Consider the following 18,350-nt stretch of genomic DNA (forward strand, 5'->3'; position numbering starts at 1 on the left):
CCACATCCGAGCACGGGGCGCCGGCCATGACCGAACTCGCCCTGATCCTGGTCAGCGCCATCCTGGTCAACAACTTCGTACTGGTGCAGTTCCTCGGCATCTGCCCGTTCATGGGCGTGTCGCGCAAGATCGAGACGGCGCTCGCGCTGGCCCTGGCGACCACCTTCGTCCTCACCCTCGCCTCGGCGCTGAGTTACATCCTGCAGCGCTACGTGCTGCAACCGCTGGACCTGGAGTTCCTGCGCACCATCGGCTTCATCCTGGTGATCGCCGTGGTGGTGCAGTTCACCGAACTGCTGGTGAACAGGACCAGCCCGCTGCTGGCCCGCACGCTGGGCATCTTCCTGCCGCTGATCACCACCAACTGCATCGTGCTGGGCGTTGCGCTGCTCAATGCGCGCAAGGCCGAGTTCGGCTTCCTGCAATCCACCTTCCAGGGCTTCGGTGCCGGGCTGGGCTTCACCCTGGTGCTGGTGCTCTTCGCCGCCCTGCGCGAGCGCATCGCCATCGCCGACGTGCCCAAGCCGTTCAAGGGCGCGGCCATCGGCATGATCACCGCCGGGCTGATGTCCCTGGCGTTCATGGGCTTCAGCGGGTTGCTCAAGCCATGATCGCGGCGCTGCTGATTATCGTGGTTTGCCTCGGCGGCGCCGTGGCGCTGCGCCTGGCCTCAGCGCGGTTGAAGCTCGCAGGCGAGCCCATCGCCGGGCAGATCAATGACCTGCTGCCGCAGACCCAGTGCGGCCAGTGCGGCTACGCCGGCTGCAAGCCCTACGCCCAGGCCATTGCCGAGGGTGACGCGATCAACAAATGCCCGCCCGGCGGCGCCGCGACCATCGCCGCCCTCGCCGAACTGCTGGACGTCGAACCCCTGCCGCTGGACGCCGCCGAAGAGACGCCACAGCGCGTGGCCTATATCCGCGAGGCCGAGTGCATCGGCTGCACCAAGTGCATCCGCGCCTGCCCAGTGGACGCCATCGTCGGCGCGGCCAAGCTGATGCATACGGTGATAGCCGACGAATGCACCGGCTGCGACCTGTGCCTGGAACCCTGCCCGGTGGACTGCATCGAGATGCGCGATCTGCCGGTGCGCGTCGCCGACTGGAAATGGCCGCTGCCAAAGGGCCGGCTGATCCAGACCGATCGGCAGCAGGCGGCATGAACGCGCAGGTCTGGCGCTTCCCCGGCGGCCTGCAGTTGCCGGCCAACAAGCAGCAATCCACCGCCACGCTGATCCAGCAACCGCCGCTGCCCCGCCGCCTGGTGCTGCCGCTGCAGCAGCACATCGGCGAGCCCGCCGTGCCCTGCGTCGAAGTCGGCCAACGCGTGCTCAAGGGCCAGTTGATCGCCGAGGCTGGCAGCGCCATCAGTGCTGCGCTGCATGCACCGACTTCCGGCAGCGTGGTCGCGATCGGCGAGCAACCCTATCCGCACAGCTCCGGCCTTTTGGTGCCCGCCATCGTCATCGACAGCGACGGCGCGCAGACGTGGATCGAGCTCACACCCGAGCCCGAGTATGTATCCCTCTCCGGCGTCGAACTGCTGCAGCGCATTCGTCAGGCAGGCATCGCCGGCCTTGGCGGCGCCGGCTTCCCCACCGCGGCCAAGCTCGCCTCCCGCGCTCAGGACGACCTGCACACCCTGATCATCAACGGCGCCGAGTGCGAGCCCTACATCAGCGCCGACGACCTGCTGATGCGCGAGCGCGCCGTCGAACTGGTCGAAGGCATCGAGGTGCTGATGCACATCCTCCAGCCGCAGCAGGTGCTGCTCGGCATCGAGGACAACAAGCCCGAGGCCATCGCCGCCGTGCAGGCCGCCATTGGCGAACGGCCGATCCGCCTGCAACCGGTGCCGACCCGCTACCCCTCCGGCGGCGAGCGCCAGCTGATCCAGGTGCTCACCGGCCGCGAAGTGCCTTCGGGCGGACTGCCGGCGGATATCGGCATGCTCTGCGTGAACGTCGGCACCGCCGTCGCCGTGGCCGATGCCGTGCTGCGCGGGCGGCCGCTGATCTCGCGCATCACCACCCTGAGCGGCGCCGCGCTGGCGAGCCCGTGCAATGTCGAAGCGCTGATCGGCACACCGGTAGGCGAGCTGCTGGAGTTCGCCGGCCTCGACCACGCGAAACTGGACCGCTTACTGCTCGGCGGCCCACTGATGGGCGAGAGCCTGCCCTCGCTGGACGTGCCGCTGATCAAGACCGCCAACTGCCTGCTGGCCGCCACGCGCGAAGAGCTGCCGCCACCTGCGCAGGCGCTGCCGTGCATCCGCTGTGGCGACTGTGCACAGGTCTGCCCCGCGAGCCTGCTGCCGCAGCAGCTGTACTTCTTCGCCGAAGACCATCAGCAGCTCATGGCGCACAACCTGTTCGACTGCATCGAGTGCGGCGCCTGCGCCTACGTCTGCCCGTCGAGCATTCCGCTGGTGCAGTACTATCGCGCCTCCAAGGGCGAGATACGCGAGCTGGAACAGCGCCAGTTGAAGGCCGAGCAGTCGCGCCTGCGCTTCGAGCAGCGCCAGGAGCGTCTGCGCTGTGAGGAAGCACAGCGCGCTGCCGACCGCCTCGCCCGGCAGGAGCGAGCGGCGCGCGCGCAGAATGACCAACCCGAGGTCGAAACGCCCGCCGCGCCAGCCGCGCAGTCGGTGATCGAGCGGGTGAAGGCCGAGAAGGCGGTGGGCAATGCACCCGACCAGCTCAAGCGGTTGAAGATCGACGCCAGCATGGCCCAGGTCGCCCTGAACAAGGCGGAGAAGCAACTGGCCGCCCACGACACCGACCAACTGCGCACCCAGGTCGCCAAACTGCGCAGCGCCGCCGCAGAGGCGAAAGCCGCGCTGGCGGCTGCCCAAGCGCAAATCGTCAGCTCGGAACCGGCCCCCGCCGCAGCGCCGGCCGCGGACGAAGCCGTACTGAAGAAAGCGAAGATCGACGCCGCCATGGCGCGCGCCCAACTGAAGAAGTCCGAGAAGGCCTTCGGCGAATCGCCCAGCGACGAGCAGCGCGCCACCCTCGCCTCCTTGCGTGCAGACGTCGAACGCATCGAGCGCCAACTCAACGAACTGCAGGGGCCCGCCATGCCGACCGAACTGAAAACCGGGCATCCCGTCGACGGCGTTCTCGCCCTGCGCGAGGCCAAGGTGGCCTATATCGCCCAGCGCGATGCCCTGCGCGCCGCTGAGCGCGAAGGCGCTACCGCCGAGGAACTGGCCGCGATCCGCCAGTCGCTCGGGGCCGCCGAAGCCGCCCTGCACGCCGCCGAAGACGCCAGTGGCAAGGCGCCGCCGGACCTGGTGCGCACCGACAAGCGCCCGATCACCGATGCCCTGCGCGCCGCCAAAACCGAACTGGCCTACGCCCGCGCCGATCTGAAGAAGCTCGAACGCGAAGGTGCTGGCGAAGCGGCTCTGGCCGTTGCCCGTGAACGCCTGTACGCGGCTGAACGCGGCGTCGCCGACGCCCAGGGCGAGGTGCGCCCATGAAGCTGCCGCGCATCAGCTCGCCCCACGCCACCGGCGCGAATCGCACGCAGAAGGTCATGCTGACCCTGCTAGCCGCCTGCGCACCGGGCGCCCTGGTGCTAATCGGCCTGTACGGCGTCGGCACCCTGTTCAACCTGCTCTGGTGCAGCCTGCTCGCCCTCGCTACCGAGGCGCTCATGCTCAAGCTGCGCGACCGTCCGGTGACCTTTTTCCTCAAGGACGGCAGCGCGCTGGTCACCGCGGTACTGCTCGCCCTCGCCCTGCCGCCCTACTCGCCCTGGTGGCTGAGCGCGATCGCCACGGTGTTCGCGCTGATCTTCGGCAAGCACCTGTATGGCGGCCTCGGACAGAACCCGTTCAACCCGGCCATGGTCGGCTACGCGGTGGTGCTGGTGTCCTTCCCGCAGCAGATGAGCCAGTGGCCGGCACCGGACAGCGCGCTCGGTTTCGCCGAGGGCCTGCGGCAGATCTTCGGCTTCGCAAGCACAGGGCCGGACGCCTGGGTCGGCGCCACGGCGCTGGACGTGGTGCGCAACAACCACAGCCTGACCATGGAAGAACTGCTGGCTCAGTCGCCCGCTTTCGGCAACGTTGGCGGGCGCGGCGTGGAACTGGTCAACCTGGCCTTCCTCACCGGCGGGCTGTTCCTGCTCTGGCGCAAGCTGTTCACCTGGCACGCTCCGGTAGGCATGCTCGGTGGCCTGTTTGTCATGAGCCTGCTGTTCTGGAACGGCACCGGCTCCGACTCCCACGGGTCGCCGCTGCTGCACCTGTTCAGTGGCGCGACCATGCTCGGCGCCTTCTTCATCGTCACCGACCCGGTTTCCGGCGCCACCACCAACCGTGGCCGGCTGATGTTCGGCATCGGCGTCGGCGTGCTCACCTACGTGATCCGCGCCTGGGGCGGCTACCCGGACGGCCTGGCCTTCGCCGTGCTGCTGATGAACCTTGCCGCACCGACCATCGACTACTTCACCCGTCCGCGCACCTACGGGCACAAGAAGCCCGAGCGCGGCTTCAAGGCGGGTGAGCGATGAACCGCACCCTGCTGAAGAATGTCCTGGCGCTGGGCCTGCTCGCGGTGCTTGCCGCCGGCATGGTGTCGATCGTCCATCAGCTCACCGCCCAGCGCATCGACACCGCCCAGCGCGAGGCGCGTGGCCGCACCCTGCTGGAACTGCTGCCCAGGGGCAGCTACGACAACCATCCACTGGAGACCGAAGTCAGCGCCTTCGATCCCAAGCTGCTGGGCCGCGACGAGCCGGCGCCCGCCTACCTCGCCCGGCTCCAGGGGCAGACCACGGCGGTCGTGCTCCAGCCCGTGGCGCGAGATGGCTACGGCGGATCGATCCAGCTGCTGGTGGGGGTAACCGCACAAGGCCGCCTGCTCGGCGTGCGGGTCGTGGCGCACCACGAGACACCCGGCCAGGGCGACCGCATCGAGCTGGGCAGGAGCGACTGGCTGCATGGCTTCGACGGCCGCTCCCTGAGCGACCCGACCGAGGCCGGCTGGAAAGTGAAGAAGGACGGCGGCCAGTTCGATCAGTTCGCCGGCGCCACCGTCACACCTCGCGCGGTGGTCAAGGCCACGCACCTGGCGCTGCAGTACTTCGACGCGCACAAATCCGAGCTGCTGGCCCCTGCGACCTCGGGAGACAAGCATGAGTAATCCCGGCTACCGCGAAATCGCCCTGCAAGGCCTGTGGAAGAACAACCCCGGCCTTGTGCAATTGCTCGGCCTGTGCCCGCTGCTGGGCACCAGCAGCTCCATGGTCAACGCCCTCGGCCTGGGGCTGGCGACGATCTTCGTGCTGGTCTGCTCCAGCGTCGCCGTATCGCTGATCCGTGGCACGCTGAGCGAGGCCGTGCGCCTGCCGGCCTTCCTGCTGGTCATCGCCACCCTCACCACCTGCGTGGAACTGCTGATGCAGGCGTGGCGGTACGAGCTGTATGAAGTGCTGGGCATCTTCGTGCCGCTGATCACCACCAACTGCGTGATCCTCGGTCGCGCGCAATCCTTCGCCGCGAACAACAACGTGGCGCGCTCGGCCTTCGACGCACTGATGATGGGGCTGGGCTTCGCCCTGGTCCTGCTGGCCATCGGCACGCTGCGCGAACTGCTCGGCCATGGCACCCTTTTCGCGGGCATGGACCTGCTGTTCGGCCTCGACGCTGCCAGCTGGAAACTGCAGATTCCCGGCTACCACGGCCTGTTGCTGGCCGTGTTGCCGCCCGGTGCCTTCCTGGTGCTGGGCCTGCTGATTGCCCTGAAGAACCGTATTGATGAAAGCCTGGCGGACCGCGCCAAGGTGCCAGCGGGCGACGGTCCCGCAACCGAGCGCCAACGCGTCCGCGTGACCGGAGTGATCGAATGAATGCCGCCAAGCGCGCGGAGATTTTCCGCCGACTCAAGGAAGACAATCCCAACCCCGAAACCGAACTGGCCTACAGCACGCCCTTCGAGCTGCTGATCGCGGTGCTGCTCTCCGCCCAGGCCACCGACGTCGGGGTGAACAAGGCCACCGCCAAGCTCTACCCGGTGGCCAACACCCCGGAGGCAATCTACGCCCTGGGCGTCGAGGGCCTGTCCGAGTACATCAAAACCATCGGCCTGTATAACAGCAAGGCGAAGAACACCATCGAAACCTGCCGCATCCTCATCGAGAAGCACGGCGGCCAGGTGCCGGAGAACCGCGAAGACCTCGAAGCCCTACCGGGCGTGGGCCGCAAGACGGCCAACGTGGTCCTCAACACGGCTTTCCGACAGCCGGCGATGGCGGTGGATACCCACATTTTCCGCGTTTCCAACCGCACCAACATCGCGCCGGGGCGCAATGTGCTGGAAGTGGAGCGCAAGCTGCTCAAGTTCGTGCCCAAGGAATACCTACTGGATGCGCACCATTGGCTGATCCTGCACGGGCGCTACGTCTGCAAGGCGCGCAAGCCGCAGTGCGGAAGCTGCCGAATCGAGGACCTGTGCGAGTACAAGCACAAGACGTCGGACGATTGAGCGTTATGGGAAAATTCCTTCAGGCCGATTGAAAAAATCTTTTTTACCGCTTGGTTCTTTGTCGTTATAAGGGGCGCCAACACACCCCGTGTTGTGGAGTGCACCGAATGGCAAACGACAAAGAAGACCTCGAACTCGAGGACGATGTCAGCACAGACGACAGCGATGACAGCGCCGAAGCCACAGTAGAGGTCGCCAAGACCAACCTGACCAAGCGCCGCATCATCGACAACTACCTGGAAGAGCGTCGCCTGCAGCGCCAACTGTCCGACTACGATTTCGATCTGTAAGCCTTCTCCTAAGCGAAGTACCTTCATGAAAAAGCCCCGCATCCTGGCGGGGCTTTTTGTTTTTGGTTTTTTGTAGGAGCGAGCTTGCTCGCGAACCGCCCAGCCACAGAGTCGTCGGGAGTCTCTGTTTGCGAGCAATAACGATGGCGTCCCCCTCGCTCCTACACGATCACACCGCTACACCCGCGCGCTGCACCACCCGGTAGCAAGGCTCATACGCCGCCCCGCCCGGCAACTTCATGCGGTGCTGCTCGACGAAGGCCTGCAGCAGTGCATCCAGCGGCTCCATGATGGCCGCGTCACCATGGATCTCGTACGGGCCGAACTCCTCGATCATGCGGATGCCGCGGTCCTTCACGTTGCCGGCGACTATGCCGGAGAACGCCCGGCGCAAGTTCGCCGCCAACTCGTGGGGCGGCACGTCGCGGCCCAGGTCTAGGCCGGCCATGTTCTCGTGGGTCGGCTCGAACGGGCGCTGGAAGCCTTCGTCAATCTTCAGCAGCCAGTTGAAGTGGTAAGCGTCGTTGCGCTCGCGGCGGAACTGCTTGACCTGCTTCAGGCCGGTGCTCATCTCTCGCGCCACCTCCGCCGGGTCGTCGATGATGATGCGGTAGCGCTTCTGCGCCGCCTCGCCCAGGGTCGCGCCGACGAAGGCGTGCAGCTGTTCGATATAGGCCGCCGCACTGCGCGGGCCGGTGAGCACCAGGGGGAACGGCATGTCCTGGTTGTCCGGGTGCATGAGGATGCCCAGCAGGTAGAGGAACTCCTCCGCCGTGCCGACGCCGCCAGGGAACACGATGATGCCGTGGCCGACACGGACGAAAGCCTCTAAGCGCTTCTCAATGTCCGGCAGGATCACCAGTTCGTTGACGATCGGGTTCGGCGCCTCGGCGGCAATGATTCCCGGCTCAGTCAGGCCCAGGTAGCGGCCATCGGTGATGCGCTGCTTGGCATGGCCGATGGTGGCACCCTTCATCGGGCCTTTCATCACGCCCGGGCCACAACCGGTGCAGACGTCGAGGCTGCGCAGGCCCAGCTCATGGCCGACCTTCTTGGTGTACTTGTACTCGTTGGTGCTGATGGAGTGGCCGCCCCAGCACACGACGATCTTCGGTTCCACGCCGGCGTGCAGGGCACGGGCGTTGCGCAGGAGGTGGAAGACGTAATCGGTGATGCCGGCGGAGCTGTCCAGGCCGAAGCGCCGGCTGTTCAGGGCGTTCTGGGTGTAGACGATGTCGCGCAGGGCACTGAAGAGCATCTCACGAGTGCTGGCGATCATCTCGCCGTCAACGAAGGCGTCGGCCGGCGCATTGAACAGCTCCAGGCGCACGCCGCGGTCCTGCTGGTGGATTTCCAGTTCGAAGTCGCGGTAGGCGTCGAGGATGTGCTTGGCGTTATCGATCTGTGTGCCGGTGTTGAGGATGGCCAGGGCACACTGGCGAAAGAGCTTGTAGGTACTGCCCGAGCCCGCTTCGCTGAGCTGGTGGACTTCACGTTGGGAGAGGGTTTCGAGGCTGCCCTTGGGGCTGACCGAGGCATTGTTTACCGGTCTTGGGGACATGCTGTATTCCTTGACGATGGAAGCCGGGCGCCTGAGCGCGCGGCTTTCCGATAAATCGATGCGGCCGTCCATTCGGCCGTCATTGCCGGGGGCGTCGCGGCGGGGATTCTCCGGCCCGCAGCGCGCTCCTTCTGACTGTGACAAGCGAATGGCGGAAACTGCTTCCGCAATCGACGCGTCCGACGTCGATGCCCCTTGAGTATGAACGCTGCGATGACTTTCTGATGACCGCCTCAAAAGAAAAAACCCCACCGGATTGGCGGGGTTTCTTCAAGGACGTTTCGCGATCAGTCCTTGCGCTGCGGGCTCAGCAGCTCGATCTTGAAGCAGTGCTTACCCCAAAGCATCCAGGGATATGGACATCAAAAAAGGCAGCTTTTTCAGAGGGTTAACCGTTTGTCCCGCTGTCCATAGAAATTAGCAGTGAAACACATTGACTACCAAAGCTGAATCCCAATCTTGGCATTTGCAGCAGTTGCTCCAATGACCCGGCCAGTTAACGTGATCAACTGGTAAATCAAGCTTCTCGACGCCTTATACTCGCCAAATTTTCGAGCCAAAATCATCCCTCCCCCCCGCTCCGACTGCCCAAGCAATAAAGTGAACGGCCATTTCTAATATCTGGCTCATACAGCCCCGAGCAGTTCGAGTGATAGCGGAGGCACCAGCATTATCAGGCGATCAGGGAACAGCTTCAGCAACTCTCCGGTCGCCCCAGTACGGACACCTCGACCAATACAGGTCCGCCATACCCAGCAGCAGGCGAGCTTTCCAATCTTGTGATTCGCATGCAGACCGCTCTGATGGTGCGCAAATACTACGAAGGATCAATCGACGAGATCTTGGGCAAGACGACGCGCGGCGCGCTGCTGTCCTTCCAGATGAACAGCGGCTTAGCGATCAACGGGCGCATGGATACGCCGACGCTGAATGCGCAGGGGATTCGCATTCCCTAACTCGTAGTGAGAGAAGAAAAATGACGATGCATGACATCAAGTCGAATTTGTGACTATGTGCCCACTGCGAAGGCAGCGGAACCTGTCGCAACGGAGAGCAACAGCTGTCCTGCTCGGTATGCCTGCGCGAACGCTTCAAAGCAACTGGTAACGGATAGCCAACTCACCGGCCTGGATGGCGCGCCCATAGCGCGCCGGCAGGTGCGCCGAGAGCGAGCCCTCGCGCACGGCGCCTTCGTAGCGGCAGATTTCCCGTTCCGGAGCATCCTTCTGGTGCAGCACCCAGAGCACCGGAGCGCCATCGGCAGCGTCGATCGGCAGGCTGAAATAGGTAGCCCCTTCTGCCGCGCCGACATGGGCGGCAGAAGCCACCGCACCGCCAGGGAAAGGCCGCGCCTCCAGGAAGCCGAATTGCGAGTCGTGCTGCAGCAGGCTCTGCCGCGCATAGGGCCAGACCCAGGAGCGCAGGAAGTACTGGTCGGCGAAATGCTGCGAGGACACCGGCTGCGCCAGGAAGCTATCCATCAGCGCACGCATCGGCGGCAGCGCGCCGGCACAAACGCCCCAGAGCCCGGCGAGCATCAGCTCGGTATGGGTCGCATAGTCCCGCATCAGGTGGAAGCGCTCGCCACTGTCGATCCACTCCTGCACCGCCTCGGCTTCGCGCTGGCTGATCACCGAGTCGGCGTCACGGAAGATGACCCGGTGCACGTCCGGCAGGTCGTAGGCAAGGAAGCGCCACATCGGACCCGGAGCGCCGAGCAATGCCGGCTCGGTCACCTCGATCACCCGCCCGCCGTCACGCAGCCGCTCGACGACATCGGCCGGCACGCTGCCATCGACAAAGAACACGCAGCGCCAGTGTGGATACACCGCCGGCTGTTCCAGCACGTTGAGCACCGCCGTCTCGCAGTACTTGGGATTGGCGCCGAACAGGGAGAAGGCAATCAGGTTGTTCTCGCGGGTCTGTGCCGAAGGCGGCGGCAGGGAGGTGCGCGATACCTCATGAGGCAGCGCCGGCAGCGTGCCGAACTTTTGTTCGCGCGCATTCAGCGCGGCCATCCCCCAACGGCGAACCTCCTCGGCATTCCCCTTGAGGCCCCAGGCGTGGGCCAGGGCGTCGAAGATCGCAAGGCTATCGCCCTTGGCCTTCAGCGCACGATTGGCGTACTGGATAGCGTCGTCCCAGCGTTCGAGCTTGATGGCGTAAACCGCTGCGTCCGACCACAGCACCGCATGCTGCGGCGCCATGCGCAGGGCCTGCTGCGCACATTGCAGCGCCGTCTGGTAATCGCCGCGAGCAGCGGCCGCGCTGGCCTTTTCCCCCAGCGCAGTCAGTGCCGTATTGAGCTGGTTCAGATGGCGGCCACCGGCCTGACGGGGAATCCTGGGTTTCATTGCCGCTGCGCCTCGTGCGTTCTCGGATGGCGGGCACTCTATTTCTCCAGGACCGGCGCCCCCATCAGATAAAACTGATGAAGCCGAAAGGAATGACTGATGTCAGACGTCTAAACCGTTTCCACTCCCAGGGAAGGATTTAACCAGCGGCTGCTTATTTTCCGCTACGCGGGTCATTCCTACTTAATATAGATAGTGAATATTCCTGAGCCTAACGCTGACTTGACCGTACGATCCCATCTAAAACATCCGATTTAGAGCAATCTCGCCACCACGGCATTGCTGAATAGAATCTGAACGGAATTAACTTTCGACCCTAGGCAGCGCTATCTGAGCGCTTCCACGGATTGGAAGTAAAGCGTGAACGCCCCACCGCGACAGGAAGCCCCCCAACCCTCAATCGATAGCGGACTCGAATGCCTGGTGACCCTGGCGCGCTTTCACGGCATCGCTGCCAGCGGCGAGCAATTGCGCCACGAGTTCGCGGATAGCTCCGAGCTTTTCAATCGCGATCAACTGTTGCTCGCCGCCCGCAAGCTGGGACTGCTGACCAAGGCCGTACACACCCGCCCGGAGCGCTTGGCGCAAACCCCGCTGCCAGCCATTGCAGAGACGTCCGACGGAGGCTTTTACATTCTTGCCCGCGTGGATCAGGGGCAGGCCCTGATCCAGGTGCCCGGTGCGCCGCGCCCGCAGACGTTGTCCCTGGACGAACTGGCAGGCCAGTGGAATGGCCGGCTGATCCTCTTGCGCTCGCAGGCCTCCATTGCCGGCGACCTGGCGCGTTTCGACTTCACCTGGTTCATCCCGGCCATCGTCAAGTACCGCAAGCTGCTCGGCGAAGTGCTGCTGGCATCGTTCTGCCTGCAGATTTTTGCGTTGCTGACGCCGCTGTTCTTCCAGGTGGTGATGGACAAGGTGCTGGTGCACCGCAGCCTGTCGACGCTCAACGTGCTGTGCATCGGCCTGTTGGCGATCATGCTGTTCGAGAGTCTGCTCAGTGGGCTGCGCACCTACGTGTTTGCCCACACGGCGAGTCGCATCGATGTGGAGTTGGGCTCGCGGCTGTATCGGCATTTGATCGCCCTGCCCCTGGCCTACTTCCACGCGCGCCGCGTAGGCGATTCGGTGGCGCGGGTGCGCGAGCTGGAGAACATTCGCAACTTCCTCACCGGCAATGCCATCACGCTGATGCTGGACCTGCTGTTCTGTGTGGTGTTCATCGCGGTGATGCTGTTTTACAGCGGTTGGCTGAGTCTGATCGTGATTCTCTCGCTGCCGTTGTATGCCCTGCTGTCGCTGTTCATCACGCCGCCGCTGCGCGCTCGGTTGCAGGAGAGTTTCAACCGCGGGGCGGAGAACCAGGCCTTCCTGGTGGAGTCGCTCAACGGGATCGACACGCTCAAGGCGCTGGCGGTGGAGCCGCAATCGGCGCGGCGCTGGGACAACCAGTTGGCCGCCTATGTAGCCGCCAGTTTTCGCACCCAGGTGTTGTCGGCGCTAGCCAACGAAGGGGTCGGATTAATCGGCAAGCTGGTCACGGTACTGACCCTGTGGCTGGGCGCGCGGTTGGTGATGGAAGGGGAGTTGTCCCTTGGCCAGTTGATCGCCTTCAACATGCTGGCCGGGCGCGTGGCGCAGCCGATCATGCGCTTGGCGCAGCTGTGGCCGAACTTTCAGCAGACCGGCGTTTCCATGCAGCGCCTGGGCGACATTCTCAATACCCGTAGCGAGGCAGGAACAGGCCAGCGCGGTTCCTTGCCGCCGGTGAGTGGCCGCATCGAGTTCGACCAGGTGCATTTCCGCTACCGCAGTGACGGCTCGGAAGTGCTGCGGGGCGTCAGTGTCACCATTCAGCCGGGTGAAGTCATCGGCATCGTGGGCCGCTCAGGTTCCGGCAAGAGCACGCTGACGCGCCTTTTGCAGCGCCTGTATGTGCCCGATCGGGGCCGGGTGCTGGTGGATGGCATGGACCTGGCGCTGGCGGAGGTGTCGTCCCTGCGTCGGCAGATCGGCGTGGTGTTGCAGGAGAACATGCTGTTCAACCGCAGCATCCGCGAAAACATCGCCCTGGCCGATCCGGGCGCACCGCTGAATGCGGTGATGCAGGCGGCGTCCCTGGCCGGTGCCCACGACTTCATCCTGGAGTTGCCCGAGGGCTACGACACGATGGTCGGCGAACACGGCGCGTCGTTGTCCGGCGGCCAGCGCCAGCGCATCGCGATTGCCCGCGCGTTGCTGGGCAACCCGCGCATCCTGATCTTCGACGAAGCCACCAGCGCACTGGACTATGAGTCCGAACGCATCGTGCAGCAGAACATGCAGCGCATCTGCCAGGGCCGCAGCGTGATCATCATCGCCCACCGTCTTTCCGCCGTGCGCCAGGCCAATCGCATCCTGGTGCTAGACCGCGGGCAGATCGTCGAGCAGGGCAGCCATGCCGAACTGCTGGCGCAGCCCAAGGGCCTGTATTCCCACCTCTACCACCTGCAGCGCCAATGACGGACAGGGACAACCATCATGAGCCATTCGACAAGCCCGCGCCGTCAACTAGCGGGGCGTTATTCACAGGCTTGGCGCCATGCCTGGCAGCGGCGCAAGAGCCTCACCCCACCGCCACGCCACCCCCACGAAGTGCAGTTCCTGCCAGCCGCGCTGGCCCTGCAGGAAGCACCACCGCATCCCGCGCCACGCTATCTGCAGTGGATCATCATGGCCTTCGCTGCCCTGACCTTGGCCTGGGCCTGCCTGGGGCAAGTGGATGTGGTGGCCACCGCCAGCGGACGCATCGTACCCAGCGGGCACAGCAAGGTGATCCAGTCCCATGAAGTGGCCGTGGTGAAAGCCATACATGTGCGTGATGGACAAGTCGTGAAAACGGGCGACCTGCTGGTGGAACTGGATTCCGCGCAGACCGGCGCTGACGTCGAGCGCCTGAAAAGCGATCTGCTCGCCGCCCAGATCGATGCGGCCCGCGCCCAGGCCCTGCTCGATGCCATCGACCAGCAAAAGCCGCCAGGCGGCGTGGCGCCCTATCTGCCTCAAGCGCCTCCGGCACAACAACGCGCTGCTGATCAGTGGTTGCAAGGTCAGTTCGAGGAACTGCGCAGCAGCCTGTCGCAAAGCGACGCCCTGATCGCCCAACGCACCGTCGAAATCCGCTCCGCCGAACAATCCGCGCGCAAGCTCGAAGAGAGTCTGCCCATCACCCACCGCATCACCGCCGACTATGCCCGCCTGGCCGAAAAAGGCCTGGTGCCCAAGCACCACCACCTGGGCAAACAACAGGAACAGCTTGCCCAGGAACGTGAACTCGGCGAACGCCTGAGCCGCATCCAGGAACTGAGCGCCTCGCGCCGCGAAGTCGAAGAACGCCGCGCCACCCTCCTCGCCCAGACCCGCCGGGAAATGCTCGACCTGCGCCAACAATCCGAACAGAAGATCGCCGCGCAGCAACAGGAACTGCACAAGGCCGAACACCGCGACAGCCTCACCCACCTCACTGCCCCGGTGGATGGCAGCGTCCAGCAACTGGCCATCCACACCGTCGGCGGCGTCACCACCGAGGCCCAGCCGTTGATGGTGATCGTGCCCAGCGACCAGCCCTTGGAAGTCATCGCGCAGTTAGAGAACAAGGACGTCGGCTTCGTCCGCCCCGGCCAGGACGTCACGGTGAAGGTAGACACCTTCAACTTCACCAAGTACGGCGTGCTCAACGGCAAGGTCCTGAGCCTCTCGGACGACGCCGTCGACGACGAAAAGCGCGGCCCGCTCTATGACCTGCGTATCGAATTGCAACAAAACCACCTGCGGGTGGGGAACCTGAACATGCCGCTGACTCCGGGCATGACCGTGCGTGCGGAAATCAAGACAGATCAACAGAGAGTGATCGATTACTTCCTAAGTCCGTTAAAAAAACATGTGAATGAAAGCCTGAGCGAGAGGTGATTTAGAGCAGGATCGACGAAGCAATTAGCCAAATAAGACCGCCATAACTTATCAATAAATTAAATACAACAAGCAAGGAAGTTAATAATGACCAAAACCCATCAAGTAGAATTTTCTAATGACGACACTAGCAAAAACACGTTACCCAGCATCAGATGGGAGAGCGGAATAATTTATGGCGGTGGAAACGGAATTACAGGCAGTCGCAGCAATGTATTGCGCTTTGACATAACTCATAAGAGCGGAGCTACAGGGACTGACAGTCTAATTTTTGGCCCGAATGGCCTGGCTTCAAAGTGGGGTACAGAACTGCATCAAAGCGTCAATCTAACTTATAGCTTTTCATCTCCGAACTCAGTTTATAATGGGACTTTAATGCCGGACAGATACTTAACTGATCGACAAATTATTGCGGCTCGCCAAGTCATGCAAGCCTATGCCAATATATCTCAAATAAACTTCACCGAAGTTGAGGATAGACCGACTAGCGCTGGCGATATTCGTTGGGCCCGCAGTACAGACCCAATCATACCAACTGCCTTTGGATCCAGACCAGATAGCACCAGCGCTGGCGGTGATATTTGGACAGGTGAAAAGTATGACAGCTTTTTCACAGACCCCACCCCAGGTACTTATGGATATAGCACATTCCTACATGAACTAGGCCACTCCCTTGGGCTCGGGCATCCTCACCAGAGCATAACGCCGGTCTCGTACAATGAGGACCAGCTCAGGTATAGCGTAATGAGCTACCGAGACTATGCAGGAGACCCTGCACTGACATATCAAACTCATTTCTTCCCGACCTCCCTGATGCTCAACGACGTTGCGGCCATTCAATTCCTTTACGGCGTTAACACCAGCTATCAGTCGGGAAACAATATTTATAGTTGGACAGCCAATACCTCAGTATTTGAAACCATTTACGACGGCGGCGGCATTGACACCCTGGACGCCAGCAACCAGACTCAGGGCGTCCTGCTCAACCTCAACTCCGGTAGCTGGTCGCAAATCGGTAAGGAGTTCTGGAATGGACAAGCATATGTTCGCGACTGTTTGACTATTGCCCACAACACGATCATAGAAAACGCAACTGGCTCGTCCCACAACGACACACTGATCGGAAATTCCGCCAGCAACATTCTCGATGGTGGAGCCGGCGCCGACACTATGACTGGCGGAGCAGGCGATGATACATACTATGTAGACAACCCCGACGACATAGTTATTGAAAACAGAGACGAAGGCCTAGACACGGTTATTTCCAGCGTTAATTACACCTTAGGCGCCAATATTGAGAACCTCACTCTTATCGGTAGCTCAGCGATTAATGGAACTGGCAATAGCCTAAACAACACTATTCTTGGCAATGATTCTGAAAATGTACTGACAGGAGGCGCAGGCAATGACATTTTACAAGGATTCGGAGGGCGCGATCTCCTTTTTGGCGGCGAAGGAAATGACATTTTAGCTGGTGATATTGGAGGCGATTATCTATTTGGCGGAACTGGAAATGATAAATATTTGATATTTGACGCATCCGCTACAATTATTGAATATCAGGATGAAGGAATAGATTCAATTCAAATTGGCTCAGACAGCATTACATCCTATACATTAGCAGACAACGTCGAGAACCTCCTGTCACCAAGCCTCGGAAGCAACATAAGTATCACGGGCAACAACCTTTCCAACTACATATCCCTGGGACGCGGAAATAGCACTATCATCGGCGGAAAAGGCGATGACATTCTGGAGGGTGGAACCGGCAGCGACACTTACATATTCAACAAAGGCGACGGCGCAGACCTGATCCGAGAGGCATCAAGTAGTATCGCAGCAGCCAAAACCGACATCGACGTACTGAAGTTCGGGCCAGACATTAACTCAAATCAGCTTTGGTTCAGCAAACAAGCCGATCGCGGAGTATTGTCAGTAGGAATAATTGGCACAAACAACAAGATTTCTATCGAGTCATGGTATAGCAGTCCGCAGACCAATATGTCCGGGTGCTACATTGAGGAATTCCAAACCAGCGACGGCAAGATCCTGACTTACAACAAGGTTGATCAATTGGTAAATGCAATGGCTGCATTTTCCCCACCGGCACTTGGCCAGACAACTCTACCCTCTAACTACCAGCAAGCGCTTTCAGGCGTAATCGCCGCGGCATGGAGTTGACGCCCTTGCGGCAGATTAACTTCTGCCGCCCTTAAAACACCGTACCAGAGGATAATTTCATGCCCAAAGTTAGCATCATACTTCCCGTGTACAACGGATCAGCCTATCTAGGTGAATGCTTGGACTCGTTGCTAGCACAAAACTTTAAGGATTTTGAGATCCTATTGATAAATGACTGTTCCACAGACAACAGTTCGGACATCTGCCAGCAATATCAAGCTCGAGATAAACGTATTCGCTATGTCGAAAACCCTACAAACATGGGAACTGCTTCATCTACCAACCTGGGACATCGACTAGCTCAAGGCGACTATATTGCCCACGCCGACCAGGACGACATTTCAAAGCCACAAAGATTAGGCTGGCAAGCCAACTTCCTTAAAAATAATCCCGAAATATGCATGGTCAGCGGCCAAATGCTGGTATTTGGCACCGACAACGGGCCCACGGGGGCCCCACAACAAGACCAGGACATCAAGGCCAACTTTCTCCCAGCCTCGCAAAATCTCTTCAACCCAACCGTAATGATCCGAAAATCCTTTATCGAGGAGCACTCCCTCCACTTCAACCCCAATCAGAAGGGTGCAGCAGACTACGGTTTCTTTGTAAACGCTATGTGCCATGGAGGAAAATTCGCAAACCTCCCTCAAGTTCTACTAAATTATAGAGTGCACAATCAGCAGCAATCCGGAAGTTTGAACCGTATGCAGGCTATCACCAGTGACATTCGCAGCCAGGTGCTGAATGAGTTTTTCCCCACTCTAAATCAGCTGGAAGTCACCCAAGTCGAGCCTTTACTCCGCTGGTTAAACCCTCCCTCGCTCCCCGTAACAGAAGTGGAGGCAAGCCTTGAGCTACTGCCCCGCTTACTAGCCAGCGAAGTATCAAAGCATGGTGAAAGCAGAAAAGAGCGCGATGGATTCCTGCTGGCGTGTCAACACAGATGGAGTAATGGTATAGCGCAATTGAAAGCCAGTAGGACTCAAGCTATGGCGGGCATTGAGTAAATTTTTACGAAAACTCTGAAGAGGACTTCGTAAACCTGGAGCATTACGCCGATCACGTGGGCTGATCGTAAGGCACGTCAGCGCCCCTTTCGGACACGGATCGGCATCTCCCATTTTTTGCTGATGGGCCCGTTTATCATGTGCCTTGCCGGTGAGCTCGGGCCTAGGCCGGTGCAGATCGCTTTCGGGAGATACCCGAACTCCGCGATATCTGAGTCAGCTGCAAACGCAAACGTAGGCTCCGCTGTTACGGAGTGTTCCCTCATACTTGCCTCCCGTGTAGCTACTAAATCAAACGATCTCGGATCTTCATCACCGTCGTTGAGCTACACCCGGCAAGCCTCGCCGTTGCGCGGACGCCTATCTTAGCGCCCAGCAGCTGAGCCACATTGAATCGCCCCGGCTTTCCTAGACACTTTCCAAGCTCTGGAAATAGCGTTTCTCAAACTCCACTGGCGATAGCTGCATAGCGCTGCTGTGCCGGCGTTTGGGGTTATAAAACATCTCGATGTAATC

General features: G+C 61.4%; 16 protein-coding genes. 13 read left to right on the forward strand and 3 right to left on the reverse strand.

Features of this window, described 5'->3' with window-relative positions; translation table 11 throughout:
- The first annotated feature begins 26 nt into the window (after positions 1-26).
- The 8 genes from rsxA (at position 27) to IB274_RS28315 (ending at position 6,783) form a co-directional block, all read left to right on the forward strand.
- Positions 27-611: an electron transport complex subunit RsxA gene (gene rsxA / locus IB274_RS28280; protein ID WP_192436101.1), complete on the forward strand. Its 585-nt coding sequence runs from the start codon at positions 27-29 to the stop codon at positions 609-611.
- The gene (gene rsxB, locus IB274_RS28285; protein WP_192436102.1) at positions 608-1,162 is read left to right on the forward strand and encodes an electron transport complex subunit RsxB; all 555 of its coding nucleotides are present in this window, start codon (positions 608-610) and stop codon (positions 1,160-1,162) included. The genes rsxA and rsxB overlap by 4 nt, the downstream gene beginning before the upstream one ends.
- Positions 1,159-3,483 carry an electron transport complex subunit RsxC gene (gene rsxC / locus IB274_RS28290; protein WP_192436103.1) on the forward strand — a complete coding sequence of 775 codons (2,325 nt, stop codon included), beginning with the start codon at positions 1,159-1,161 and terminating at the stop codon, positions 3,481-3,483. Before rsxB ends, rsxC begins: the two co-directional genes overlap by 4 nt.
- Positions 3,480-4,520 carry an RnfABCDGE type electron transport complex subunit D gene (locus tag IB274_RS28295; protein ID WP_192436104.1) on the forward strand — a complete coding sequence of 347 codons (1,041 nt, stop codon included), beginning with the start codon at positions 3,480-3,482 and terminating at the stop codon, positions 4,518-4,520. The genes rsxC and IB274_RS28295 overlap by 4 nt, the downstream gene beginning before the upstream one ends.
- The gene (gene rsxG, locus IB274_RS28300; protein ID WP_192436105.1) at positions 4,517-5,152 is read left to right on the forward strand and encodes an electron transport complex subunit RsxG; all 636 of its coding nucleotides are present in this window, start codon (positions 4,517-4,519) and stop codon (positions 5,150-5,152) included. The genes IB274_RS28295 and rsxG overlap by 4 nt, the downstream gene beginning before the upstream one ends.
- On the forward strand, positions 5,145-5,858 hold the full coding sequence (locus tag IB274_RS28305) for an electron transport complex subunit E (RefSeq protein WP_192436106.1): 714 nt from the start codon (positions 5,145-5,147) through the stop codon (positions 5,856-5,858). The genes rsxG and IB274_RS28305 overlap by 8 nt, the downstream gene beginning before the upstream one ends.
- Positions 5,855-6,493 (forward strand): endonuclease III, encoded by a 639-nt coding sequence (gene nth, locus IB274_RS28310; protein ID WP_192436107.1) that lies wholly within the window; start codon positions 5,855-5,857, stop codon positions 6,491-6,493. The genes IB274_RS28305 and nth overlap by 4 nt, the downstream gene beginning before the upstream one ends.
- Before the next feature lie 107 nt (positions 6,494-6,600).
- Positions 6,601-6,783: a PA3496 family putative envelope integrity protein gene (locus IB274_RS28315; RefSeq protein WP_192436108.1), complete on the forward strand. Its 183-nt coding sequence runs from the start codon at positions 6,601-6,603 to the stop codon at positions 6,781-6,783.
- Between the two features lie 169 nt (positions 6,784-6,952).
- On the opposite strand, the gene ppnN is transcribed toward IB274_RS28315, so the two are convergent.
- On the reverse strand, positions 6,953-8,344 hold the full coding sequence (gene ppnN, locus IB274_RS28320; RefSeq protein ID WP_192436109.1) for a nucleotide 5'-monophosphate nucleosidase PpnN: 1,392 nt from the start codon (positions 8,342-8,344) through the stop codon (positions 6,953-6,955).
- A 788-nt stretch (positions 8,345-9,132) separates the two neighbouring features.
- Between ppnN and IB274_RS28325 the strand changes: the two genes are divergently transcribed.
- Positions 9,133-9,300, forward strand: a complete 168-nt coding sequence (locus tag IB274_RS28325; RefSeq protein ID WP_192436110.1) for a peptidoglycan-binding domain-containing protein — start codon at positions 9,133-9,135, stop codon at positions 9,298-9,300.
- 135 nt (positions 9,301-9,435) lie between these two features.
- On the opposite strand, the gene IB274_RS28330 is transcribed toward IB274_RS28325, so the two are convergent.
- Positions 9,436-10,698: a tetratricopeptide repeat protein gene (locus IB274_RS28330; protein WP_225615081.1), complete on the reverse strand. Its 1,263-nt coding sequence runs from the start codon at positions 10,696-10,698 to the stop codon at positions 9,436-9,438.
- 360 nt (positions 10,699-11,058) lie between these two features.
- Between IB274_RS28330 and IB274_RS28335 the strand changes: the two genes are divergently transcribed.
- The 4 genes from IB274_RS28335 (at position 11,059) to IB274_RS28350 (ending at position 17,834) form a co-directional block, all read left to right on the forward strand.
- Complete coding sequence (locus IB274_RS28335) at positions 11,059-13,200, forward strand: type I secretion system permease/ATPase (protein WP_192436111.1); 2,142 nt, start codon at positions 11,059-11,061, stop codon at positions 13,198-13,200.
- A gap of 18 nt (positions 13,201-13,218) precedes the next feature.
- Positions 13,219-14,646: an HlyD family type I secretion periplasmic adaptor subunit gene (locus tag IB274_RS28340; RefSeq protein WP_192436112.1), complete on the forward strand. Its 1,428-nt coding sequence runs from the start codon at positions 13,219-13,221 to the stop codon at positions 14,644-14,646.
- An 87-nt stretch (positions 14,647-14,733) separates the two neighbouring features.
- On the forward strand, positions 14,734-16,827 hold the full coding sequence (locus tag IB274_RS28345; protein WP_192436113.1) for a M10 family metallopeptidase: 2,094 nt from the start codon (positions 14,734-14,736) through the stop codon (positions 16,825-16,827).
- A 59-nt stretch (positions 16,828-16,886) separates the two neighbouring features.
- Complete coding sequence (locus IB274_RS28350; protein WP_192436114.1) at positions 16,887-17,834, forward strand: glycosyltransferase family 2 protein; 948 nt, start codon at positions 16,887-16,889, stop codon at positions 17,832-17,834.
- A gap of 408 nt (positions 17,835-18,242) precedes the next feature.
- On the opposite strand, the gene IB274_RS28355 is transcribed toward IB274_RS28350, so the two are convergent.
- The coding region (locus IB274_RS28355; protein ID WP_143972353.1) for an IS3 family transposase at positions 18,243-18,350 on the reverse strand (108 nt) is incomplete at its 5' end.

The sequence above is a fragment of the Pseudomonas sp. PDM18 genome (genome assembly GCF_014852585.1).
Taxonomy (GTDB): domain Bacteria; phylum Pseudomonadota; class Gammaproteobacteria; order Pseudomonadales; family Pseudomonadaceae; genus Pseudomonas.